The organism is Pantoea sp. CFCC18177 (genome assembly GCF_059412425.1).
On the sequence record NZ_JBNBPL010000033.1, the window covers coordinates 27744 to 51524 of the forward strand.

The 23781-nt window shown below is 51.0% G+C and carries 27 protein-coding genes and 1 tRNA gene; 15 read left to right on the forward strand and 13 right to left on the reverse strand.

The window, feature by feature from the left end:
• Position 1: 1 nt before the first annotated feature.
• From fliO to ACPUC8_RS23685, 6 genes are all read left to right on the forward strand, one after another.
• The gene (gene fliO / locus ACPUC8_RS23660) at positions 2–397 is read left to right on the forward strand and encodes a flagellar biosynthetic protein FliO (RefSeq protein ID WP_039327749.1); all 396 of its coding nucleotides are present in this window, start codon (positions 2–4) and stop codon (positions 395–397) included.
• The gene (gene fliP, locus ACPUC8_RS23665; protein ID WP_039327781.1) at positions 397–1128 is read left to right on the forward strand and encodes a flagellar type III secretion system pore protein FliP; all 732 of its coding nucleotides are present in this window, start codon (positions 397–399) and stop codon (positions 1126–1128) included. The genes fliO and fliP overlap by 1 nt, the downstream gene beginning before the upstream one ends.
• 9 nt (positions 1129–1137) lie before the next feature.
• Complete coding sequence (fliQ, locus tag ACPUC8_RS23670; protein ID WP_039327751.1) at positions 1138–1407, forward strand: flagellar biosynthesis protein FliQ; 270 nt, start codon at positions 1138–1140, stop codon at positions 1405–1407.
• A complete protein-coding gene (fliR, locus tag ACPUC8_RS23675; protein WP_039327753.1) occupies positions 1407–2195 on the forward strand; it encodes a flagellar biosynthetic protein FliR in 789 nt (262 codons plus the stop codon). Before fliQ ends, fliR begins: the two co-directional genes overlap by 1 nt.
• A gap of 629 nt (positions 2196–2824) precedes the next feature.
• On the forward strand, positions 2825–3460 hold the full coding sequence (gene rcsA / locus ACPUC8_RS23680) for a transcriptional regulator RcsA (RefSeq protein WP_039327754.1): 636 nt from the start codon (positions 2825–2827) through the stop codon (positions 3458–3460).
• 164 nt (positions 3461–3624) lie between these two features.
• Positions 3625–5331 (forward strand): methyl-accepting chemotaxis protein, encoded by a 1707-nt coding sequence (locus ACPUC8_RS23685; protein WP_039327756.1) that lies wholly within the window; start codon positions 3625–3627, stop codon positions 5329–5331.
• 46 nt (positions 5332–5377) lie between these two features.
• Here the strand turns inward: ACPUC8_RS23685 and dsrB are convergent, their stop codons facing one another.
• Both dsrB and ACPUC8_RS23695 read right to left on the reverse strand, forming a co-directional pair.
• On the reverse strand, positions 5378–5572 hold the full coding sequence (gene dsrB / locus ACPUC8_RS23690; RefSeq protein ID WP_494927519.1) for a protein DsrB: 195 nt from the start codon (positions 5570–5572) through the stop codon (positions 5378–5380).
• Positions 5573–5639: 67 nt separating this feature from the next.
• Positions 5640–5798 (reverse strand): YqaE/Pmp3 family membrane protein, encoded by a 159-nt coding sequence (locus ACPUC8_RS23695; RefSeq protein ID WP_034824466.1) that lies wholly within the window; start codon positions 5796–5798, stop codon positions 5640–5642.
• A gap of 318 nt (positions 5799–6116) precedes the next feature.
• Between ACPUC8_RS23695 and yodD the strand changes: the two genes are divergently transcribed.
• The 3 genes from yodD (at position 6117) to ACPUC8_RS23710 (ending at position 8742) form a co-directional block, all read left to right on the forward strand.
• The gene (gene yodD / locus ACPUC8_RS23700) at positions 6117–6350 is read left to right on the forward strand and encodes a YodD family peroxide/acid resistance protein (RefSeq protein WP_039327762.1); all 234 of its coding nucleotides are present in this window, start codon (positions 6117–6119) and stop codon (positions 6348–6350) included.
• A 350-nt stretch (positions 6351–6700) separates the two neighbouring features.
• Positions 6701–7498 carry a mannosyl-3-phosphoglycerate phosphatase-related protein gene (locus ACPUC8_RS23705; protein ID WP_494927520.1) on the forward strand — a complete coding sequence of 266 codons (798 nt, stop codon included), beginning with the start codon at positions 6701–6703 and terminating at the stop codon, positions 7496–7498.
• A 23-nt stretch (positions 7499–7521) separates the two neighbouring features.
• Complete coding sequence (locus ACPUC8_RS23710; RefSeq protein WP_494927521.1) at positions 7522–8742, forward strand: glycosyltransferase family protein; 1221 nt, start codon at positions 7522–7524, stop codon at positions 8740–8742.
• Here ACPUC8_RS23710 and dgcQ read toward each other — a convergent pair.
• The 6 genes from dgcQ to ACPUC8_RS23740 form a co-directional block, all read right to left on the reverse strand.
• Entirely contained in the window at positions 8739–10391 is a 1653-nt protein-coding gene (gene dgcQ, locus ACPUC8_RS23715) for a cellulose biosynthesis regulator diguanylate cyclase DgcQ (RefSeq protein WP_494927522.1), read from the reverse strand. The genes ACPUC8_RS23710 and dgcQ overlap by 4 nt on opposite strands.
• A gap of 132 nt (positions 10392–10523) precedes the next feature.
• Positions 10524–10703, reverse strand: a complete 180-nt coding sequence (locus ACPUC8_RS23720) for a YodC family protein (protein WP_494927523.1) — start codon at positions 10701–10703, stop codon at positions 10524–10526.
• Between the two features lie 181 nt (positions 10704–10884).
• Complete coding sequence (locus ACPUC8_RS23725) at positions 10885–11019, reverse strand: hypothetical protein (RefSeq protein WP_255253243.1); 135 nt, start codon at positions 11017–11019, stop codon at positions 10885–10887.
• 36 nt (positions 11020–11055) lie between these two features.
• A complete protein-coding gene (locus ACPUC8_RS23730; protein WP_039327773.1) occupies positions 11056–11967 on the reverse strand; it encodes a DUF808 domain-containing protein in 912 nt (303 codons plus the stop codon).
• An 11-nt stretch (positions 11968–11978) separates the two neighbouring features.
• The gene (locus ACPUC8_RS23735) at positions 11979–12254 is read right to left on the reverse strand and encodes a hypothetical protein (RefSeq protein WP_494927524.1); all 276 of its coding nucleotides are present in this window, start codon (positions 12252–12254) and stop codon (positions 11979–11981) included.
• Between the two features lie 70 nt (positions 12255–12324).
• Positions 12325–12801 carry a very short patch repair endonuclease gene (locus tag ACPUC8_RS23740; protein ID WP_039327778.1) on the reverse strand — a complete coding sequence of 159 codons (477 nt, stop codon included), beginning with the start codon at positions 12799–12801 and terminating at the stop codon, positions 12325–12327.
• 126 nt (positions 12802–12927) lie between these two features.
• Here ACPUC8_RS23740 and dcm point away from each other — a divergent pair, with 126 nt between their 5' ends.
• Positions 12928–14331, forward strand: a complete 1404-nt coding sequence (gene dcm / locus ACPUC8_RS23745) for a DNA (cytosine-5-)-methyltransferase (RefSeq protein ID WP_494927525.1) — start codon at positions 12928–12930, stop codon at positions 14329–14331.
• 162 nt (positions 14332–14493) lie between these two features.
• Complete coding sequence (locus tag ACPUC8_RS23750; protein WP_494927526.1) at positions 14494–16095, forward strand: methyl-accepting chemotaxis protein; 1602 nt, start codon at positions 14494–14496, stop codon at positions 16093–16095.
• 42 nt (positions 16096–16137) lie between these two features.
• On the opposite strand, the gene ACPUC8_RS23755 is transcribed toward ACPUC8_RS23750, so the two are convergent.
• Both ACPUC8_RS23755 and ACPUC8_RS23760 read right to left on the reverse strand, forming a co-directional pair.
• Positions 16138–16386 carry a hypothetical protein gene (locus ACPUC8_RS23755; RefSeq protein WP_039336835.1) on the reverse strand — a complete coding sequence of 83 codons (249 nt, stop codon included), beginning with the start codon at positions 16384–16386 and terminating at the stop codon, positions 16138–16140.
• Between the two features lie 76 nt (positions 16387–16462).
• Positions 16463–17161, reverse strand: coding sequence for a phosphohydrolase (locus ACPUC8_RS23760; RefSeq protein ID WP_494927527.1), 699 nt, complete (start codon positions 17159–17161; stop codon positions 16463–16465).
• Between the two features lie 591 nt (positions 17162–17752).
• Between ACPUC8_RS23760 and ACPUC8_RS23765 the strand changes: the two genes are divergently transcribed.
• From ACPUC8_RS23765 to ACPUC8_RS23780, 4 genes are all read left to right on the forward strand, one after another.
• Positions 17753–18430, forward strand: coding sequence for an ASCH domain-containing protein (locus ACPUC8_RS23765; protein ID WP_039336839.1), 678 nt, complete (start codon positions 17753–17755; stop codon positions 18428–18430).
• A gap of 272 nt (positions 18431–18702) precedes the next feature.
• Complete coding sequence (gene mtfA, locus ACPUC8_RS23770) at positions 18703–19470, forward strand: DgsA anti-repressor MtfA (protein ID WP_494927528.1); 768 nt, start codon at positions 18703–18705, stop codon at positions 19468–19470.
• A gap of 103 nt (positions 19471–19573) precedes the next feature.
• Positions 19574–19649 (forward strand) — tRNA-Asn (locus tag ACPUC8_RS23775).
• 191 nt (positions 19650–19840) lie between these two features.
• Positions 19841–20734, forward strand: coding sequence for a sugar phosphate isomerase/epimerase family protein (locus ACPUC8_RS23780; protein WP_494927529.1), 894 nt, complete (start codon positions 19841–19843; stop codon positions 20732–20734).
• A 91-nt stretch (positions 20735–20825) separates the two neighbouring features.
• Here the strand turns inward: ACPUC8_RS23780 and ACPUC8_RS23785 are convergent, their stop codons facing one another.
• From ACPUC8_RS23785 to ACPUC8_RS23795, 3 genes are all read right to left on the reverse strand, one after another.
• Complete coding sequence (locus ACPUC8_RS23785; RefSeq protein ID WP_494927530.1) at positions 20826–20984, reverse strand: hypothetical protein; 159 nt, start codon at positions 20982–20984, stop codon at positions 20826–20828.
• A gap of 22 nt (positions 20985–21006) precedes the next feature.
• On the reverse strand, positions 21007–22329 hold the full coding sequence (locus ACPUC8_RS23790) for an MFS transporter (RefSeq protein ID WP_058972733.1): 1323 nt from the start codon (positions 22327–22329) through the stop codon (positions 21007–21009).
• 134 nt (positions 22330–22463) lie between these two features.
• A complete protein-coding gene (locus tag ACPUC8_RS23795; RefSeq protein WP_494927531.1) occupies positions 22464–23318 on the reverse strand; it encodes a sugar phosphate isomerase/epimerase family protein in 855 nt (284 codons plus the stop codon).
• Between the last annotated feature and the right edge of the window lie 463 nt (positions 23319–23781).

The window sequence follows — 23781 nt, forward strand, 5'->3', positions numbered from 1 at the left end:
CATGTTGAAGAACGCGCAAATCGGCCAGCCTGTCCACAGCCAGCCGGTGGTCTCTACCGGTTCGGTGATTGGACAAGTCAGTAGCGTACTGGCGGTGATTGTCCTGCTGATCCTGGCCTGCGGTTGGTTAGCTAAACGCCTCGGTTTTGCGCCTAAAACCGTCAACACCCAGGCGCTGAAAATCAGCGCCAGTGTGCAGGTTGGTCGTCAAGAGCGAGTGGTGATTGTGGACACGGCCGATGCGCGTTTGGTATTAGGTGTCACTGCTCAGCAAATTACCCATCTGCACTCATTGCCACCTGTGCCGCCAGAAGAGTTGGCCAGCAACAGCGTTGCACCGCAGGATTTTCGTCAGCTGTTTCAGAACCTGGTTAAACGTCCCGGAAAACCCCAATGATGCGTCGATTGCTTCCCCTTCTGCCGCTGCTGTTGCTGGCACCGGTTGCCCATGCGCAACTGCCAGGTTTAGTGAGCCAACCGCTTGCCAATGGCGGTCAGAGCTGGTCGTTGCCGGTACAAACGCTGGTCTTCATCACCTCGCTGACGTTTATTCCCGCCGTGCTGCTGATGATGACCAGTTTTACCCGTATCATTATTGTTTTCGGCCTGCTGCGTAACGCCCTGGGCACACCGTCTGCGCCGCCAAACCAGGTGCTGCTCGGCCTCGCGCTGTTTTTAACCTTCTTTATTATGGCGCCGACCTTCGACAAGATTTATTCCGACGCCTATTTGCCGTTCAGTCAGGACAAAATCAGCATGGACGTGGCGATTGATAAAGGCGCGCAACCGCTGCGCGAATTTATGCTGCGTCAGACGCGTGAAGCAGATTTAGCCCTGTTTGCCCGCCTCGCGAATACCGCCCCGATTGAAGGGCCAGAAGCGGTACCGATGCGCATTTTGCTGCCGGCTTACGTTACCAGTGAACTGAAAACCGCTTTCCAGATTGGTTTCACGGTGTTTATTCCTTTCCTGATCATCGACCTGGTGGTCGCCAGCGTGTTAATGGCGCTCGGGATGATGATGGTGCCTCCGGCGACCATCTCCCTGCCGTTCAAGCTGATGCTGTTTGTACTGGTTGATGGCTGGCAACTGCTGGTCGGTTCCCTCGCACAAAGTTTCTACTCGTAGGAGCACAGCATGACACCCGAATCGGTAATGCAAATTGGCCAGGAAGCGATGCGCATCGCGTTGATGCTTGCAGCGCCACTGCTGCTGGCGGCGCTGGTCAGCGGCTTGATCATCAGTTTGTTGCAGGCGGCGACGCAGGTGAACGAACAGACGCTCTCCTTTATCCCGAAAATCCTTGCCGTTGCCGCTACAGCAGTGATCGCCGGTCCGTGGATGCTCAATCTGGTACTGGATTACATGCGTAATCTGTTTACCAACCTGCCGTATATCATTGGCTAATGATTAATCTCGACAGCAGCCAACTGATCCATTGGGTCGCGCAATTTTTCTGGCCGATGGTACGTCTGTTGGCGCTGTTCGCCAGTGCGCCGGTGCTGAGCGAAAAGTCGATTCCTAAACGCGTTAAAATTGGCCTCGCGGTGCTTATCACTTGGATCATTATTCCGGTGCTGCCGCCTGTTGAAGTCACCCTCTTCACCCCTGCCGGGTTCTGGATTCTGCTACAACAGCTGCTGATTGGTGTCGGTATTGGCCTGACCATGCAACTGGCATTCGCCGCGGTGCGCATGGCAGGTGAAGTGGTGGGTTTGCAGATGGGTTTGTCCTTCGCGACCTTCTTCGATCCTGGCAGCCGCTTAAATATGCCGGTGCTGGCACGCTTTCTCGATATGCTGACGATGCTGCTGTTTTTAACTTTCAACGGACACTTGTGGCTGATCTCGCTGCTGGTGGACAGTTTTCATACCCTGCCGATTAACGATCAACCTCTCAACGCCAATGCATTTATGGCGCTGGTGAAGTCCGCCGGGTTAATTTTCCTTAACGGCATGATGTTAGCGCTGCCCTTAATAGTTCTGTTGCTCACGCTAAACATGGCACTAGGTTTGTTAAACCGTGTTTCACCACAGCTGTCGGTTTTCGCCATTGGCTTCCCAATTACCTTAACGGTGGGGATCCTTAGTCTGGGGATGATGATGCCGCTGCTTGCCCCATTCTGTGAACATCTCTTCGGCGAAGTCTTTGATTTACTCGCGCAGTTTGTGTCAGAACTCTCCCGCCCGCGCTAATTAACGATTCTGTAGCGAATCTTATGCGATAGTTAAGTATTCAAAATCAATCTGTGCATTTTTCGAACCATATTTCTCAGAAATCAACTGAGGTTATTCTGATAAATGCGCATTTCAGGTGAAAATTATTCTTATTAAACCGCGCTTCGCGTATTTTAGTCAGACGATTCCTAAGGTGGAAAACCTTGTGAATTGGTTGAAAAAATGCTCAAAGGGCTGTTTTTAAACAAAAAAAATTTTACAGCGATTTTTCTTGTCTAAATCCCTTTTTTACGGCATTGTCAACACTCGCTGAAACGTCACACTTTCGCGATTCAAATGTTTTTAAGAATTGTCCTATCAGATTTGTCTGTGACTTGCGCGATAGTGACAGGGCTCTCAAAAACAGAGCGAATTACACACTTAATGCAAACTCCCGGCGATTCCCACTATCGCGGGGACAAGAGTGACGTTGAAGTAACACAAAAAAACTTCGCAGAAGGGTTCAGGGAAGAGTCATGATGGCGCACGGATACATTTCGCCAGTCTGCCGAGCAGAATAAAAAAGTGTCTTTGGAAATCTCTCTCGTACCGCAAACGCGTATTCATCGTTGATTTAAACGGATAACAAATTGGTGAGGGTCGCTATAATGCCAACGATTATTATGGATTCATGTAACTACACACGCCTGGGATTATCAGACTATATGTCGGCCAAAGGAGTTAAAAAGAAAAACATTACTCCGGTCTCTGATATCGAACAATTGCAACAAAGATGTGAACAATTAAAACCAGGTGTCGTGTTTATTAACGAAGAGTGCTTCATTCACGAATCCGATTCCAGCGATCGTATTCGTGCCATTATTATGCAGCATCCTGATACGTTATTCTTTATTTTCATGGCCATCTCGAATATCCATTTTGAGGAATACCTCTACGTTCGTAAGAACCTGATTATTACGTCAAAATCGATAAAAACATCGACTCTGGATTCATTATTAGGCACATACCTGCAAAAGAAACTCAGCGTTGCGCCGCGTATTTCCGCTGGCCTCGATATTCACCCACTGACATTAAGCCAGACTGAATCAAACATGCTGAAAATGTGGATGTCAGGACATGACACCATTCAAATTTCAGACAAGATGCAAATTAAAGCCAAAACGGTATCGTCACATAAAGGTAATATTAAACGCAAAATTAAGACACATAATAAACAGGTTATTTATCATGTGGTGCGTCTTACCGATAATGTGACCTCCGGGATTTATGTCAACGTACGATAGTCCCTAAGGGTTAATATCCGTAGCAGACAGAGGGCCAATCCGCAGATTGGCCCTCTGTCGTTTTGCTGTGTTTTGCGAGCCAGATCGCATTTCCCCGTCTAAGCCTTTGCCGTTTATTGCCGATGCTTGTTCTCAGAACACCTACCCAAAATGAGAGCAAGGATATGAAAACAGCATCGATTGATGAGCAATATAAGCTCAGCATCTGGCAGAACCTGCGCCTGATGCCTCTTTTCAGCATGATCTTTGGTGGCATTCTGCTACTTTTCGCCCTGTGTATCGGCCTCGCCAGCTACTTTCTTATTCAGAGTAATAATTCGCTTAATGATGCCACGGATGAAATTCAAATTCGGATGGGCATTTCTAACAGCTCAAACCACCTGCGAACGGCACGTTTGAATGTTCTACAATCTGGTGCGGCTGCACGTATTGGTGAGATGGATGGTTATCGTGCCGATCTGGCGCGTACAGAAACACGCATCAAGCAGGCGCGCGAAGGGTTTAAAACTTATATGGATCGCAAGTCCAAGACGCCAGAAGATTTGGCACTGGACGCACCACTGACCGCCAGTTTTAACGACTATATCGATAAGGGGCTGAAGCCGATGATTGAATCGGCTAAGCAAGGCAGCTTTGAGGGGATCGTTGCGCAAGAAACTGATGTGACCCGTAAGCTGGATGATGCCTATAACGCCGTGTTGCTGAAAGCCATCAAAATCCGTACTGACCGCGCAGAAGCGATTAATGCCGAAGCAGCCCACCAGTCCCGCGTTGGCTTTATTGCTATGGCCGTCGCCTTTGCTGCCGCACTGGTTCTTGTGCTCCTGACCTTTGTTTTCCTGCGCCGTGTCGTGATTAACCCGCTTAAGCAGTCAGTAGAACGTATTGGTCGTATTGCCCAAGGCGATTTAACCGCGCCAGAGCAGCCCTATGGCCGCAGTGAAATTGGTAGCCTGCTGCATAATCTGCAACTGATGCAGGCGGCGCTGGTCCGCACTGTGGGAACCGTACGTGAAGGCGCCGTGGCGATTTATCAGGGGTCGAGTGAGATCTCTGCGGGCAACACCGATCTGTCATCACGCACCGAGGAGCAAGCTTCCGCGCTGGAGCAGACGGCGGCCAGCATGGAGCAGCTCACTGCAACCGTGAAACAGAACGCCGAAAATGCGCATCATGCCAGTCAACTGGCGGCGGACGCTTCAGGGAAAGCGCGCAGCGGTGGGGAGTTGGTGAATGGTGTAGTGAAAACCATGAACAATATCTCTGGCAGTTCGAAGAAGATTGCTGAAATTACCAATGTGATTAATAGCATTGCTTTCCAGACCAATATTCTGGCGCTGAATGCCGCCGTTGAAGCCGCACGTGCCGGTGAACAAGGCCGTGGTTTTGCCGTGGTGGCCAGTGAAGTGCGCAATCTGGCACAGCGCAGTGCGCAGGCAGCCAAAGAGATTGAATCGCTGATTGCCGAATCGGTAGATCTGATTACCAACGGTTCTCATCAAGTGGGTGAAGCAGGCTCAACGATGAGTGAGATTGTCGAAGCGGTGCGTCGCGTGACCGATATTATGTCGGAAATTGCTGCAGCATCCGATGAGCAGAGCCGCGGTATTCAGCAGGTGAGCCTGGCAGTTACCGAGATGGATAACGTGACGCAGCAGAACGCCTCGTTGGTTGAAGAAGCCTCTTCAGCGGCGGCATCGCTGGAAGATCAGGCAGGCCGTCTGACCCAGGCCGTCGCCGCATTCCGTTTAAACGATGCACCAGCGTCACGGATGGTATCTCCTTCAGCACCGGCACTGAAAGCCCCGACGCTGGCACCGCGCCCGGCACTGGCTGCACCTAACAGCAATGATAACTGGGAAACGTTTTAAATGATCCGGGGCGCCATTGATGGCGCCCCTAACAACCAGTTGGACCTCACGCTCCGTCGTATGGCTCGACAAACACCCCTTCGGCATGGTCGCTCTCATTGAAGAACCAAATCCCCAGCGGGTAATCTTCTAACGCCACCAGATACATCACGCCTTCATTAAAGCCTTCCACCGCCAACACTGTGCCTATACGACGTGGGCCGCCATCGGTTTTTACCGTTACCCGGTCATTGACCTTCATTCACTGCTCTCCTGAAATTGTCATGCACACAGTGTAACGGAAGAAAAAGTCCGCTGCCTGATCGCGATCAGCGTCGTGCGATTACCCACACCGCATGCACGATACCGGGAATATATCCGCATAGCGTCAGCAAAATATTCAGCCAAAAAGCCCCGCCGAAACCCACTTGCAGGAAAACCCCCAGTGGTGGCAACAAAATCGCAATCACAATTCGAATAAAATCCATACTAACTCCCTGATAATGAAAAATAATCGTTCAAGGTTAAGCATAGACACTGATAACAGAAATGGAGTTTGACTCGGGTAAAGATCTGTCAAAACCTGACTTTTCACTTTCTTAACGTTTAGCAGAGAGACTTCTGACGCGGCCTGCTCGTACACTTCTCGGTACTGCACCAACCCCAAAGGCGCAGTCAACCTAAAAGTAACAAGGATTTTTGCCCGCGCAGCGCGGGCTTTTTTTTGCCTGAAATCCGCCCTTCCCGCTCATGCACCTGCGTTGTCTATACTTAACCTGAATCTCATCGCCTCTGGGAGGCCCACTATGACGACCGCGAAAGAGTACAGCGACAACGTGCAGCGTGAAGTGAATATCGATGTAGAAGCATTGCTGGAAGCGATACAGAAGAAAACCTCAGGCGAGGTTAAAGAGTTCATGGAAGCGGAACATGCGCATCGGGTAAAAGTGAATGGCGAAGCCTACGACTCCTACACCGAGTTGGCAGAAGCCTTTGAACTCGACATCCGCGACTTCTCCATCACTGAAGTGAATCGCTGAAATCGATTTCAAAAAAATACCCGGCGGGGGCGCCGGGTAAAGTTAATCAGTAAATTCGTTACACCAGGGAATTCTTAACACCTGATTGAGGTTACGCTTTAGTCAACACAAGACAAGTCCCAATTTTGCGTGTAAATCGAACAAAAATGCATTAGCTTCCCCGTATGTTACCGAAAACACTCTGTGCTCACTGTGTTTTTCACGTGCACAAATCACGCACACACCGCGTAGCACGCATGACGATTTAAGATTTATCCTGGAACTTACCCGCGAAAAAGTGTGATCCCGATTACGCTATTATACTGATTGCTCTCTGCTTTATGGATGCGCCTGGCGTAAGGAGTGTAACGATGCTCAGACTCGATTCGTCCTTAATGATAGTGACCGACCTCGATGGCTCGCTGCTGGACCATCATGATTACAACTGGGATGCCGCCAGTGAGTGGCTGACCCGCCTCAAACAACACGCGATCCCTGTGGTGATTTGTTCCAGTAAAACGGCGGCTGAAATTATTCCCTTGCAGAAACGCCTTGGTCTCATCGGTTCCCCTTTTATCGCCGAAAATGGTGCACGCATTGCGTTCAATGGCGAACAGCGCCTCGCGGATGAGCCGGGCGAATCCTATCTGCAGTTGTGCCAGACGCTGCGTCAACTGCAATCCGGCTTCCGCTTCACCGGCTTTCATGATTTCAGTGATGCCGAAGTCGCTCGTTTCACCGGTTTGACACTCACCGAAGCCAGCCAGAGTCGGCTGCGTGATGCCTCAGAAGTGGTGCTGTGGCGGGATGATGGCGATAAGTTAGATGACTTTCGCGCCGCACTGGCGGAGCACGGATTAGCACTGACGCAGGGAGGTCGATTTTGGCATGTCATGCCAGCCGGCAGTGGCAAAGGTGTGGCACTCACGCAATTGCAACAGCATCTGGCGCAACAGGAAGCACGCACCCGCATCACCATCGGATTAGGCGATGGCCCCAACGATGTACCCATGCTGGATCAAGTCGATTATGCCGTGGTGATTAAAGGCTTCAGCAAGACCCCGGTAAGACTCCAGCGCGACGATCATCAACACGTTTATCACACCGCGCATGTCGGCCCACAGGGCTGGCGTGAAGGGCTGGATTACTTTCTGGCGCAACCCGATTAACCGCCTGACCTAAGGATGAGACGATGAGTGATTTTTACCAAAATGGTGTCATTACTAACTTTCATAATCTCACCCACCGCAGCGTTGAATCGCTGGAAAAAGAGATGGTGCGTTTTGCCCGTAAACGCAAAATGGGGCTGATTTTACCTTCGTTGTTTTCCGAGTTAGAAGGCCCGGCTCTGGATAAAATTGTCAGCGAGCTGGCCAAAGTGCCCTATCTGGATGAAATTGTCATTGGTTTGGATCGGGCCGATCGTGAGCAGTTTCTCTTTGCCCGCGAGTTCTTCTCGCGGCTGCCGCAACGGCATCGCATTTTATGGAATGATGGGCCGCGCCTCAAAGCGCTGGACGCGGAACTGGATAAAGAGGGGTTGTCTCCCAGCCAACCGGGCAAAGGGCGTAACGTGTGGTTCTGCACCGGTTATACGCTGGCCTCCGATCGTACGCAGTGCGTGGCGCTGCACGATTGCGACATCGTCACTTATGAACGCGGCATGCTCGCCCGCCTGCTCTATCCGCTTGCCAACCCCGCTTTCCAGTATGAGTTTTGCAAAGGGTTTTATGCGCGCGTGGCAGATGGAAAACTCAATGGCCGCGTCGGCCGCCTGCTGGTCGGCCCGCTGTTGCGATCGCTGCAGAAGGTTTATGGCCATTCCGAATATCTGGATTATCTCACCAGCTTCCGCTATCCGCTTTCCGGCGAATTTGCTATGCGCACTCACGTGCTGAATGGCATAAAAATACCCGGTGACTGGGGGCTGGAGATTGGGGTGTTATCGGAGATCTACCGCAACTACACCACGCGTCAAACCTGTCAGGTTGAGATTGCGGATAACTACGATCATAAGCACCAGCCGCTGGCCGAAGAGGATGGCACCGGCGGTTTGAAACGGATGAGCAATGACATTGTGCAATCGCTGCTGCGCAAGCTAGCGACCATGGGCGTGCCACTGACCAGTGACTCGTTCCGCGTGCTCAAAGCCACCTACTACCGCAATGCGCTGGACATGATGGAGATTTATAATCACGAAGCGACGATGAATGGCCTCAAGTTTGACCAACACATCGAAGAAGCCGCCGTTGAAATGTTCACTCAGGCCATTCTCGATGCTGGACAGTCCTTTATTGAACGTCCTAACGAGAAGCCATTTATCCCCAGCTGGAGTCGGGTGCAATCCGCCTTTCCGGACATCCTGCAACGTATCTATCAGGCGGTGGAAGAGGATAACGACGGCAAAGTCTAACCTTCCGCACACACGCGATTACGACCGCTGGTTTTTGCCTGATACAGGCGACGATCGGCGGTCGCTTGCAGACTCTCAGCATCATAATCGCCCTGCTCCTCACTCCCTGTCACACCGGCAGACAGCGTGATGCTGAAGGTCGAATTACAGTTCACCAGTATCGTTTTGGCGGCTAAGCGCGTACGGATGCGTTCTGCCACCGCGCTGGCATCAGCCAGGGTGGTTTCCGGCAGCACGATACAGAACTCCTCACCGCCAATGCGCCCGGCAATGTCATATTTGCGCAGCGTATGGCTAATGACGCCCGCAACGCGAATCAGCGCCTGATCACCTGCCGCATGACCCCAGGTATCATTGACGTTTTTGAAGTGATCAACATCCAGCTGTATCACCGCCATCGGTGTTTGCTGCTGTTTATTGTGTGCCGCAAGGGCAACAAACTGCTCGAAGAAGGCATTGCGATTGAGCAGGCGCGTCATGCCATCATAATTGGCGCGCCAGGTGAGTTTGGATGAGAGATCGTCCATGCGTCGAACCAGACGAAAGATGACCTGATGTGAAACCAGCAACAACACCACAAATAACAGCCAGGTGCCAAACAGGAAGAGTGCAACACGTCCAAGAGGCTGCGCTATCCCCTGTTTCAGGCTCTGAATGTTGACCAGATAAGCGTCAACGTTAGTCAGTTTGCTCCAGCTAGTAAATTGCGTCCCTAAGCGCATGATGCCCGCGGGATGCAATCGCATCTGCTGTTCAAGCCGTGCTTGTTGTTCATCCGTTAATGGCTTGTCATGCAGGGCCGAAAGCCGGGTGATTTCATGCATACTGCGGTCGACGATAAGCAACTTGCCCTGTAAGTAACTTTGCCGCGCCTCGTTCAATAACGCGTGAATGCGCTGTTGCGTGAAATCCATTGAGAGAACGCCGTACCAATAGTCTCCGCTGACGACAGGCGCACTCACCGTGATCATCAGCCCTTCATTGAATAGACCTTGGTAGGCTTCGGTCCAGCGCAGGCGTGAATGCTGCGGATTGCGCGGGTCCAACTCGCGGAAATAAGGCCGTTTCACCATCGTGGCATAGGTTTCTTCAAGCTCCTGCGGACTTTGCGGTGGCCGGGAGCTGATAAAGAAACCCGCGCGTGAGGTGTACCAAAAACGTGAGTGGAACTCCTGTTCCGGATCGCCAAATTGCATAATAAAGCTGAACTCAAGTGCAGCGCGGAGCTCCTGAGCAATGTGCTCGCTATCGCGTTGTAACAGCGGGTCCTGCTGGATCCAGCTATCACTCATCCCATTCAACGGCATGCTGCGTGGACTGGCAATCTGTAACTGCCAGGTGTGCTGTTGACGCAGTTGTTGAAAGCGTTGTGATGCTTCGCGCCCGTGGTCAGAGTCCAACGGATGGGTTAACGCATAGGTCAGCATTTTCTGGTAGTACATCAGCTCATCCAGGCTTTCCTGAAACTGGCTGTCGAGGTTCTTTTGGAAATCAGAAAGTTGCGCACGCTGACGCTCTTCATAATTGTTCTTGAGTTCCAGCGCTTCATGGACGGTAAGAAAAGACGAGAAGAGAAAGACCGCCAAAAAACAGAGATGCACCGGCAAAAATGGATTGCCTGCGCGTGGCGACAAGGGCGAGTTTGGCATCAGCAACCATGCTCCGAAAGAAGTCGAATGCCAAAAGTGTAGTCAGGTGATGAGGAAGCGTACAGGCAGGGATCAAAGGAAAATCAAATAGCTAAAAACGCAACGGGACGGTGATTGCCGTCCCGAATACGTTCAGCTGGCCAGCTGCTGCGCGGTCGACAGGTGACTCAGTTCGTCACTGCGGAACGCCTCACGACGCACACTGTAGCCATCATACCAACGACACTCTACCATTCCGCTGGCATAGCCGGTCACCACCATCGTGGGTCCGCCCTCTTTATGCTGAACTTCGTCACTGATCGCAAAGGTCATACCGCGCCCTCCCTTTTTCCGTTGAATGAACGAAATTAGGTATAGCAGCTGCACAGGGTTTTTGCCTATAGGATATTGCTATTACTGTGACGAAATCGGAATAAGCAGTCATAAATGTTGTTTATAAAAAAAGCCGATAAAAATTATTATCGGCTTTGAAGCGGTTTCCCGGGTGGGAAAATCAAATTTTGCAGCCTTCGCAATCAGCTTCATCGCTGATATCTGCCGGAACTTCATTGGCTTTTTCCGCCGCTTTGGCTTCAGCCTGTTCCAGCTGCGCATCGATATCAAATTCAAACATATCGTCGTTCATCATCGTTCTCCTGACCCGTGATTAGAAATTTCCTGCGCTTTATACCGATTTTCCACGCAGTTTAGCAATCAGATTTACCGCCAACAGCACGATCGACCCAATGATAAAACCGAGCACCAGATTGGCGCCGTTACTCAGAAGCGCCGATACCACACCATTAAAGTCGCCGCTGTATTCCGTGATGGCGTGATGCAGCGGCGCGATGCCATGCACGATGATGCCGCCGCCCACCAGGAACATGGCGACCGTGCCGACCACGGACAACACCTTCATTAACCAAGGCGCTAACGCCAGCAGTGCACCGCCGGTCGCCTGAGCCAGCGTGGAGGATTTTTCACGCAGCCAGTATCCGAGATCGTCAATTTTGACAATCATCGCCACAATGCCATACACCCCAATGGTCACCAGAATCGCAATGCCCGCCAGAATGAGCACTTGGTTTAACAACGGTGCTTCGGAAACGATCCCCAGAGTGATCGCCACAATCTCTGCGGACAAAATAAAGTCAGTGCGCACCGCACCTTTGACCTTATCTTTCTCGAACTGGCGAGGATCCTGCTGTGCCAGCTTGTCGAGGCGCTGTTGACGCGCTTCTGGTGTGCTTTCGGCTTTATCGTGATTGAGGCTATGTAATACCTTCTCCACGCCTTCATAACAGAGATACGCTCCGCCCAGCATCAGCAGCGGTGTGATCAGCCAGGGCGCAAACGCTGAAATCACCAACGCCAGCGGCACCAATATTAATTTGTTTAGAAAGGAGCCTTTTGCCACACTCCAGACCACCGGCAATTCCCGGTTGGCCTTAACACCGGTGACCTGCTGCGCATTGAGTGACAAATCATCACCCAATACGCCCGCAGTCTTCTTTGCGGCAACCTTGCCCATCACTGAAATATCATCAAGCAAGGTCGCAATATCATCCAGAAGCGTTAATAAACTGGTTCCTGCCAAAATAGTTATCCTTATTCCGGTTCGTGATCCTGACAACAGGGGCAACGCTCAACCGCCGTTACCGTGATATCGGCGATGCCCGCACAGTCCCATTCAACGCGAAGTGTCTGCCCGGCAACATCACCCGCATGAACATACTTGCTCACCGGACTTTCCGTCATCCCACTGATCTCCTCAGTGGCCACTAACTGCTCACCCAGATAGATGCGAGCTGTTGCGTGGGTGTTCACCATCCGCTCATCGCGGAGTTGATACAAGCGTTTGACCGTCAGTTTAATGCTGCTCATGGCTCTATTCCGCGTCCCAGAGAAAGGGGTGATCTAAACCGTTATGGTGGCTAAAAGCAACAATCACGCGCTACTCTTCGCGATAGTGATGCAACCCCTGATGATCAATTTCTCCGCTGTGCGTGGCGGCAAGCAGCCACTCCTCCAGCCGTTCAATGAGTGCAACGTCTTCCAGTCGCAGTTTACCGCGCAACGCACACTCCCAGACGATCAACACTTTCCAGCCACTCTGCTGCAATTGCTGGATATAGCGACGATCACGCTCAACGTTACTGTTGATTTTTCCGGCCCAGAACTCGGTGCGCGTGGCAGGCATGTTAAATAGATAGCAGTGGTGACGATGCCAGAAGCAACCATGCACAAAGATGATCGCTTTCTGCTGCGGCAGCACAAAATCGGGGCGGCCCGGCAGCGCCTTATCCTGCACGCGATAACTGAACTCGCGATCTTTTAGAATCAGCGCAATACGTTGCTCAATCGCCGTATCCTGTTGACGAATGGCGCGCATATTTTTGCTGCGGATGTTTTGCGGGTGGACGTCTGCCATGGCGTCTCCTTTTAATGGGGCTCCTTCAACTTTAGCGGTTTAAGGCAAAAGCGAAAGGCACGCGCAACAAGTGTGTGAATGTGCGATGAGTGTTAGCATAGTGGCTTCACTGTTAAGGAAAAACGCATGCTTGCTATCGACCCCGCCGCGACCGTCTCGCCCTCCCCGTTTACTGCTGCTCCGGATGACGCAACATCGCTGTTAATGCAGGTGCTCGATATCTATGCCGCGCGCGATCTGGTGCAGACCTTAACCGAGGCTGGCGGCCGAGACTGGAGCATCCCGCGGCTCAATCGTATTCGTCAGGGAAAAAGTGCCGCACCCGCGCTCTCCAGCAATGAGGTGGAAAGCCTGCGGTGTTTGCTGCCATCACGCCCCGCCCATTACGACGCAGCTAAATTCCAGTTTGTCGATCTGTTCGCCGGCATCGGCGGCATTCGCCGTGGCTTTGAACAGATTGGCGGTCAGTGCGTCTTTACCAGCGAATGGAACAAAGAAGCGGTACGCACCTATAAAGCCAACCACTATAGCGATCCGGCACGGCATCAGTTCAACAGTGATATTCGTTTGGTGACACAGCCCGCAGGACTTTCTGACGAAGACGCAATTTACCAGCACATCGATCAAACCATTCCCGACCATCAGGTATTGTTGGCTGGTTTTCCCTGCCAGCCCTTTTCGCTGGCGGGTGTGAGTAAGAAGAATGCGCTGGGTCGCGCACACGGTTTTGAATGCGAAGCCCAGGGCACGCTGTTTTTCGATGTCGCGCGCATCCTGGCGGCCAAGAAACCGCCGTTTTTCGTGCTGGAGAATGTGAAAAACCTCAAGAGCCACGATAAGGGCCGCACCTTCGCCATCATTATGGCGACGCTGGATGAACTCGGATACGACGTGGCCGATGCTGCCGATAACGGCTCACCCGATGCGAAGATCGTGGATGCACGCCATTTCTTACCGCAACATCGCGAACGTATTGTGCTGGTCGGTATTCGTCGTGACAGTGGTTTGAGCAACGGCTTTTCACTGCGCGCACTCTCCACACTTTACCCGCAACAGGTGCCGTCGTTACACAGCCTGCTGGAGCCCACGCCAGAGGCGAAATACATTTTGTCGCCAACGTTGTGGCAATACCTGTACCAGTACGCGAAGAAGCACAAAGCCAAAGGCAACGGTTTTGGTTTTGGCCTTAACGACCCGCATAACCCTGACATTTGCGTTCGCACTCTCTCGGCGCGCTACTACAAGGATGGTTCGGAAATTCTGATTGATCGCGGTTGGGATCAGGCTCAGGGTGAGGCAGACTTCCAGCATGCCAGTAACATGGCACGGCGGCCGCGTCGTTTGACGCCGCGCGAATGCGCCAGACTGATGGGTTTTGAAGCGCCGGGAGAATCATCGTTCCGTATTCCCGTCTCCGATACTCAGGCCTACAAACAGTTTGGTAACTCGGTGGTGGTACCGGTTTTTGCGGCGGTGGCTAAGCTGCTTTCACCGCTGATCGAGCAGCATCTTCTGACACAGAAGCCGTAGCGATGGTCTTCAGGCCATTCGCTTGCGCGCATACAACGAGTTTATCAGGTCCATAATTTCCTTTAGGGACGGGCTTTGTGCTGTTTTGCTTTGATTCACCGCCCCTGTCACCAAACTGTCACGCCCGCTCCCAATACTCCTTTTTATTTTTGGGGGCGTTAGATGTCACTCCTTTCCGTTATCTCCTTACCGCTGCGTTTACGTACACGATTCTCATGGCGTATGCCATTGTGGCTCACCAGTTTGCGCAGCCAGTTCTTGCTGTTTATCTTGCTGTTCTGTTTGCTGCAATTTGCCGGTGTGCTGCTGCTGAGTAACCACGTCAACCAGACGCAAACCTCATTGCAGCAAGCCAACCAACTTCGGGAAAGGCTGGCCCTGCTGGATAAAGCGCGCATTGAGCTGCTGACCGCCAGTGATAACAGCCATCGCGCAGGTATCTACCTGATGCAGGATCAGCAAAGTGGTTCGGTTGATAGTTGGAAAAGTCTTGCCGCCGCCTCCGATGACTCGTTGAAAAAAGCCCAGGCACTGTTTGCTGCTTATCATGCCAAAGCTGACAGCCCGTTAGCGCAAGGTTTTGCCATGCTGGCAGAAGGTTTGCAGGAGCAGTTAAAAGGCTTGTCGGCCAACGATATTAACGCCTTCTTTATGGTGCCGATGCAGGCCTTTCAGCAGCAGTTCAACGATGCCTGGTTCAGCGAAATCGAACAGGCCAACCACCAGTTGAGCAGCGTTAACCAGAACACGCTGAGTACGCTGAAACAGAGCCGCAATATGTCGCTGATAGTCAGTGCCATTCTCATGGCGTTGTTAGTATTGGCCTCCAGCCTGTTGATGCGAGGTGTGCTGTTACCGTTGCGACGCGCGAATAAGCAGTTGGAACAGATCGCCACCGGCGATTTGGTGCCAGGCCATGATACGCCGCGCCGTCAGTCTTTGGAGACGCGTCAGCTGTTCCAGACCATTGAATCCATGCGCAGCGGTTTGCAACAGATCGTCAATGATATCAACACCGTTGCGGTCAGCGTTGCCGCCGGTGCTGAGGATATGCAGCAGCATAATGAACAGGTGATGCAGCAACATCAGGCGCAAAACGCCAGTTTCCATCATCTTTCCCAGCGTTTGCACCGTGTATCAGAAGAGGTGGAAATCGGCGCGCAGTTCTCACAACAGGCCACGCAGGAAGCCCAATCAGCAGACGCGTTGATGCGCAACTGCGCCACTGAAGTCGATAACATGGAGCTTAAGATGCAGCAAATTGTGACCGCATCGGGCAATATCGCCGGGATTGTCGGCATGCTGGATAGCCTGTCGATGCAGACGCGTTTGTTATCGCTAAATGCCGCCATTGAATCTGCGCATGCCGGCGCTTATGGTCGCAGCTTCTCGGTGGTCGCAAAAGAGATGGGCATGTTGTCACAGCAGAGCGGCGAATCGACGCGCCAGATTGATGGTTTAATTCAGCACACTCAGCAGCATGTAAATGATGGTTTTGACAAAGTAAAAGCACTGGAAGTGTTGTTCGCGCAAATTAGTGCTGCGGTGTCGGGTGTGGTGACACAGCTGGATGAACTACAGCAAAACACCACGGCACAGAGCCACCGTGTGAGTAAGATTGCACATGAAGTGGTGGAGATGAGTAATCAGCTTCAGCAAAACGAAGCGTTGAACGCGCATCAGGTTCAGGCCGCAGCTCAACTCCGTGAACTCTCAGACCGCCTCGCCCAGCGCGCACAGCAATTCCGCGTTGATGCCGCGTAAACTGTAGAGATAAAAAAACCCGTCAATGACGGGTTTTATCGTTTATTTCTTCTTTTTGCCTTTCTTCAGCAGCGCACGCACCTGCTTCAGTTCAGACGCGGAAAGCTGTTCAGCTACCGCTTCTTCGGTATGCAGACTATCAACGGCCGGTTGCTCAACAGCATGTAAACTGGCCTGTAAGCGGTTAACGATCTCCTGACTCATGGAGATTTGGTTATCGGCGGCTAACTGTTTGATGTGCTCTTTCAGTGCCGGGTCAATTTTAATGGTTAAGTTAACGGTCTCGGTCATCTTCATACTCCCTTTTGATTTACAACAACGTAGCGGAAGAAGATGAAAGTTAACAGACTGTCATAAAAATTTAATATTAAGAGTGTATGGGGCTGAAATCCCTTAACACCGACTCATCAATGGTGGTCAGATTGCCCTGTAATTCCGCACAGAGTTTGCCCATATACTGCACGAGAAAATCGGCATTATGTTCCGCCAGCAGGCGCCCCGCTTCGGTTTGCATGGTTTCGGGCAGACGTAAAAGTTTTTTCTGGAAATGGTCCAGCGTCCATTTCACATCATCCAACTCGCGCTCTTTGCCTAAGGGATCTTCGCTGTCGAACAGCGGTCGTCCCAGTGCCCCTGCCGTGTAGAAAACACGCGCAAGGCCGATAGCCCCTAAAGACTCAAGGCGATCGGCATCCTGAACGATCTTTGCTTCCAGTGTTTGTGGCGTGATGCGCGCACTAAAGCTGTGCGCCTGGACCGCATGGGCAACACCGTCGTGCAGTTCCTGTGGGAAATCAGGAAAGTCCTGCTGCAGAATGCGCCGCGTCTCTTCCGCGGCATAGGTTGAGGCCAAATGGCGCTCGGGATGGTTTTTGGGCAGGTTGACCACATCGTGGAAGTAGCAGGCGGTCAGCACCACCATGGGGTCGGCTGCGCTGTGTTGCATGATGCGGTTGGCGCTCATCCAAACACGACGCAGGTGCGCGATATCATGGGCTTTGTCGTCATGCAGCCAGTTTTGCTGCAGCCAGTTCTCGTAGCGTTGTTGCCAGCGGGTGAGTGACATCGTGCTTCTCCTTATTGCTGTTATAAAAGCACCGCTCAATCAGGGTGCTGCTCCTGGTAACATCATAGCGGTCTGGTCGTGACACTTTTTTTACATCCTTCCTGGATGTTCAAAGCGTAAAAAATGAGACTCCGATCTTGTTATAGCGCTGTTAATGCGCGTTTCCCAGCACAGATCACGTTTTAAGCATTTCCTTAGCGTCGTTTTAGTTAATCAACTCTGTTAAACATGAGTAATCTATTTTGACCATCAACAATTTTCACATTGCTGAGATATTCCAGTTAAACGTGCTGATTAACTCTGAGTAAAGGCGATAATCACCCACGACTAAATCCGAAAAGATTCCCATCGTGGCCGTTATAACGTACTGTATAAGGGATATTTCCCGCTCAGCATGGCCTGACGTGCTGCTATTAGCACGCATTTTGCTTATGAGCCATTTTTAAAACCGGAATATGCAGGAAAAGCCTGATACTAAGGCGACAAATTATTAAGCAAATCGATTCAAACCCATTATGCTGATTCTCACATCTGCGGATGCGGATGTTTCGTCGAAGTTCTCCGGGTTAGTGACACTACATGAGGTACGTAATGAAAGAACGGCCGATTCTTTTTTCCGAACAGCGGGTCCGCGCCCTGCTTGTTGGCCAGCAAACGCAAACCCGGCGCATCATGAAAACTCAGGCTTTTGGCCCGGGTCAGGATCATCACGAAGGCGTACATGCATTCGACGTCAGCGCTAACCATCTTCACGGCTATAAGCTGATGTCGATGTCGGATATCAGCTCTCACTGTCCGTATGGGCAGGTAGGCGATCGTTTGTGGGTGCGTGAAACGTGGCGCGGCCCGATCGTGCCAGAGGAGCAACTGCCAGAATACGAACGCGATCCCCTGCCCTTCCGCACACCTGCTTTTTGCCAGTATCGAGCGGACAGCAACGAACTCGGTCAGTTGGATGAAGATCTTCAGGACGCTGAACAGTTTGGTTGGCAGACCGCGATCCATATGCCACGCTGGGCCAGTCGAATTAGCCTGGCGATCACGTCTGTGCGTGCCGAGAAAATTCAGGACATCAGTGAAGATGACATCATGGCCGAGGGCGTGCAGACCGATACGCACTTCCTGAATAACTTCTTCACTATGAATATGAATGCGGAATCCCCCAAAGAGGCCTACCGCAAAGCGTGGCAAAAGCAGTACGGTGCCACCAGTTGGGAAGTGAACCCTTGGGTGTGGGTAATCGAATTCCAGCGTCTGGAGAAAGACTAATCACTTCATCATGACAAGGTCGCTGCATAGAGCGTAATGCTTGTCAGTTGAGCGCCTGACGGTCGCCATGAAGGGTGATCCTACAAGAATGAATGCGGTTTTTTGTAAGGTGCGCAATGGTGCGCACCTTTTTATTTTCTCCCGGCTTTGCCACGCCAATCACAGACAATTTCTGTAGCAACTGATTGAATATCCGGCTTTGATTCCGCGCTGGTAATTTTTGTCTTGCCGCGCCAGGATAAACCTTTCCGCCCTGCAGAGTGAGTCGCACGATGTTTAAATGGCCATGGAATGCGCAGGTTGATGCAACAGTGACGGCGCTACCCTGGCAGCAGGCGCTGGCGCAGCCTATTTTCTCTTTGCTGACCGCAGAAGAACAATCCACTCTCACTGCCCTGGCGCAGCGCTTCCTGCAACAGAAGAAAATCTCCCTGTTGCTGGGTTTACAACTCACTGAACTGCAACTGGCACGCCTCGCGTTGCTGTTTTGTTTGCCAGTGTTGAAGCTCGGGCTTGAATGGCTCGATGGCTTTCACGAAATCCTCATCTATCCCGAGCCTTTTAACGTTGACGACCATTGGGAAGATGACACTGGACTGGTGCATCATGCTGCTGCTGTGCATGCCGGTCAGAGCTGGACACAAGGTCCAGTGGTGTTGAATGCGTTGGATATTCAAGACTCTTTCGACCTGTCAGGCTACAACCTGGTGATCCACGAAGTGGCACATAAGTTAGATGCGCGCGGTAGCGGCTACACCAGCGGTATCCCGGCCATTGCGTTGCGAGACGTCGCGCAATGGGAAAAGGATTTGCTCGCAGCAATGGAAGAGATTGAAGCGGAGGTGGAACTGGTAGGCGAGCAAGCGGCGACTATCGATCCCTACGCCGCCAGTGATGCTGCCGAATGCTTTGCCGTGCTGTCAGAGTACTTCTTTAGTGCACCCGATCTATTGGCACAACGATTCCCTGCCATGTATCAGCACTTACATCAATTTTATCGTCAGGACCCGATAGCCCGTTTATCCGTGGAATCTGCTTAAATCGCGATCGCTTTGTACTTTTGCTAGCCAGTTGAATACAAATGTGTTTTTAGCTGTTGACACATAAAGGGGGGGCCATTAATATGCGCCTCGTTCACACGATTCCTCTGTAGTTCAGTCGGTAGAACGGCGGACTGTTAATCCGTATGTCACTGGTTCGAGTCCAGTCAGAGGAGCCATATTTAGAGAAGCCCGCTCAGGGAAACCTGAGCGGGATTTTTGCTATTCCGTTTAAATCCTTAAAAATTGCGATCCCTGTCATAATGTGGCAATGCTCATAAGAACATAAGTTGTTCATCTGTTCATTGACCTCTAAGCTGATTAAACACCCGCTTAGTGATCTTTTCAAACAGGAGGCGATGTCTGGATTATGGCGACAACTCTTTATCCTTCCGCACATCTTGCAGAACTCTTCTTTCCCATCACACATGATGAGGAAGCCATGCTGCAGGTCATCAGTAAAATAGCCGTTAGTGATTACTATCAAGGATTTGAAACAGGCATTATTCACCACCCCACTATCGCCAAAAAGATCTCTTCTCTGGCTCAAGAGCATCATTTGCATGTCACCCAGTGGCTCACGTTTGAGTTACTGAAACAAGATTTAAACCTGAGCAGCCTGGACAGTGAGCTTCGCACAAAATCAATTCGTCGTGCCTGTGAATTAGTCCACATGGCTGCGGAGTGCGGTACAACGAAACTGTCACTGGTCAGCGGCAGCGATCCCGGCGATGCGCAACGGCCTGAAGCGATGAAAGGCTTTAGTGAAGCCATCGTGCAAATCGGTGAAACTGTCAGCCAATATGACGGGATGCTACTCCAGATCGAACCTCTCGATCGTTTTGCGCATAAATGTCAGTTAATTGGCCCAACAGATGAGACCGTGGCATGGATGAAACAGTTGCGCCCAGATTGCCCAAAACTCTATCTCGCATGGGATAGTGCGCATGTTGCGCTCAATCAGGAAGACCTCACTGAATCGCTGACACTCGCTGCACCCTTTATTTCACAACTTCATCTGGCGAATGCCATTCTCGACCCGCAGGCGGCTGGATTTGGTGATTACCACATGAAATTTGGCGAGCCCGGTTTCCTCACGCATGACACTGCTGCACAGATCATCCACACCGCTCGCAACCTGCCACTGCCTTCAGAACTCGGCCCGATTTCTATCGCAGTAGAGATGCGAACGACCGCGCAGGATGATCTGTGGGACAATGAGCAACAATGCCGGGCTTTTTTGCAGCGTGCGGGAATCGCTTAATGAACAAGGGGGAATGAACTCCCCCTTGTTCATTAATATATCGGGGTTAGCAGTGGTCTACCTGATTGATAAGCTGAGATATTATCCAGCATTAATTTTTCCATTGCTGCACGTGTGGCGTAGCTAAAATAATATCGATTGCTTGCTCATCTGGCAGATGCAAATCCACAAGTTCAATCACTTTATTATGGAGTGACAACTCATCAACCAACGTTTGTGGTACTTTGTTAATGCGCAGTATTAATGGCATACACTCTCCTTAAAATGAACAACTACTTTTGGAATGATAGCTGACCATCTTTAGTCGGCAGTTTATTGAAATTAATACAGAGTGTTCCCAGCGTATAACAACCGGCACAAATGGCGAAATAGACTAAAACACTTTCATAACTTCCTGTCACTTGCAAAATGATTCCGACCAGAATCGGCACAAGGATGCCGGCACAACTGTTAGCCATATTCATAAAGCCCCCCACCATGCCCACACGGTCTTTCGGTGCCAAAATAGCTGGAAAACTCCAATACAGACTACCGAACATCATAAAGAAGGCGGCGATGGATAACAGGCCTACTGCCAGATTTGGATTTTTAATCGTCGCTAACGCATACAACACACCAAGGCCCACCAATCCCGACACTGACAATAAGCTTTTTAGTGCAACGTTGTGACTCATCCCTTTTTTCACCAGGTAATCAGCAAAGAAGCCGCTAAATAAACAACCGGCGGTACCCATAATAAAGATTAAGAAAGTCGAATTACCAATTGAAGCGAGTTGTAATCCTTGTGCCTGAGCCAAGTAACTCGGTCCCCATGTCAATAATCCCCAGTACACCATGCCCCATGAAGCGCGCCCAACCATGATGGCGATCATGGTAAACCAGCTGATGCCAAGCCCTTTGGTGGGTGTAATGTCGGTATTCGTCGCCGATCCATCAACATTGCCCGCCGCGATGTAATCGACCTCTTGCTGACTCACTTTAGGATGTTCCGTTGGACGGTCACGTAGTATCCGCCAGGCAAAAAATCCTAACAGCATGGTGAACAGGCCCACCACCACAAAGGTCACGCGCCAGGAATCGAGCACAACGATCAAATGTGCGACAATAATCCCGCCAATGGCCACCCCCAGCGGACTGCCTGAATCCATAATCACAGCCCCACGACCACGTTCTGATTGCGTCAGCCAGGTGGAACTTAACTTTGCCCCGCTTGGCGATACCGGCGCTTCCATGGCACCTAAGCCTATACGTGCCAGGATCAAGCTAAGCCCGCCACTCGCCAAACCAATAATGGCCTGGAAGAACCCCCAGCCAAACAGCGCGCCAGTAATGATTTTTCTCGGCCCATAGCGGTCCAGTAACCAGCCGCCTGGAATTTGTAATAACGCATATGACCAGAAAAAACTGCTGAGAATGAGGCCTTGCATCGTCGGTGAAAGATGGAATTCATCTTTAATGTAAGGCATGCCAATTGATAACGTGATTCGGTCCATTAAATTAACGGCTAACAGAAAGAACATTGTGGCAAATATCGCCCAGCGAAATTGGGTCGGCTTGCCGGATTTTGGTGAGGCATTCAATGTAGAGTCAGACATAATTAACCTTCAGTTTTGAAATCGTTAAACAACGGATTATTCAAAGAAGCTTAAAGTACGCTTTACTTTTGGATCGAAAATGCACAGGTAAAACCCGCTGACGAATCCATCAGCGGTTATTATCACAACGTTTGTTATTGACTGACTGGATTATACCCCAGCCATTCCTCTAGTTTTTTTCGGGACTGTATTAAGACATGGAGACTGACATCCGCATCCACGGGTAATTCACCGCGCAGCGGATAACTGTCTCTTTGTCGATGCATACGTAATGGAATTTCCAGACTGCAAGGAATATTTAATTTTTCCAGTGCTCTGAGCATCGGTACATAATTGAGCTGACCATATCCCAGCGGGGTGAAATGAACTTCACCGTCGACGACATTCAAATCCTTAAGATGGCAGTGCTGTGCACCCGGCAACATCGCGATGCCTTGTTCAATCGCGTCAACTTCTGGGCAGAGCGAAACAATGTTGCCGGCATCCACATTGAATGCCACCGCGGGATGATTAATTTCATTCAGTAAGGAAAAGCCATCATCTGCTAATTGAAACACGTCATAATTCGGGTCACCCCCGTTTTCCAGACAGATGACACATCCATGGTCAGCAGCGACAGGCGCCAATTCTTTTAGATTTGCAATAATCTGCTGGCGGTCTTCTTTACGTCCAACGCAAATATTAATCCACTTAGCGCCAATCAAATTCGCAAAGCGTATGCGGCGTGTAAACTGAGCAACAGCATCTGTCGAGCCCATGTTCATGGTGGCACCGAAGGATCGCGTGCCTAACTGATGCTTTTCCAGTAACGCAGCGACCTGTCTGGCGTTTTCTTCGCCGAATAATTCAGGCGGCATCTCACCGACATAGCCTTGGTTATAGGCCAGTTCCACATAATGAAAGCCTGCTTTTTTAATGGTGCTGAAAGCCACATCCATATCTAAACCGTCAAACATCGCCGTGTTTACGCCAATTTCCAGCTTACTCATGATGCCCTCCCTATTGAACTAAAGTTCAGCATATGACCGTATGAACACTTTTAGCAAAAAACAGAAACCCGAAAGCGCGAGTGGATCACGAAAGGAGACTTTGATTGAAATATGCGGGTTTGAGGTGATGAACTCGAGGGCAGTCAACCTAGAGGAGTGTTTGTCAGTCAGGAGCTGTTAAGTCGCCATAAATGGTGTAATGCTTGTCCGTTAAGAACTCAGGCTGCTTATTGTTAAGTGGCCTGACTTTTCAGTGCGGGCTCTGCCGCCTCTGCTGCCCCCTCTGGGCCGTCCTCGCCCCCCTAAAGCGGTACCTTCGACTTCCACGTCGTGCCGGACGGACCGTTCGCGGATGACCATCCATGTAGTGGTTTAATAGATTAGGACACACTCAGAGGTTATAACGTTATTAACCAGAGAGGTGATTCTATGAGCGGAAGAATATTTACTCCTGAGTTTAAGC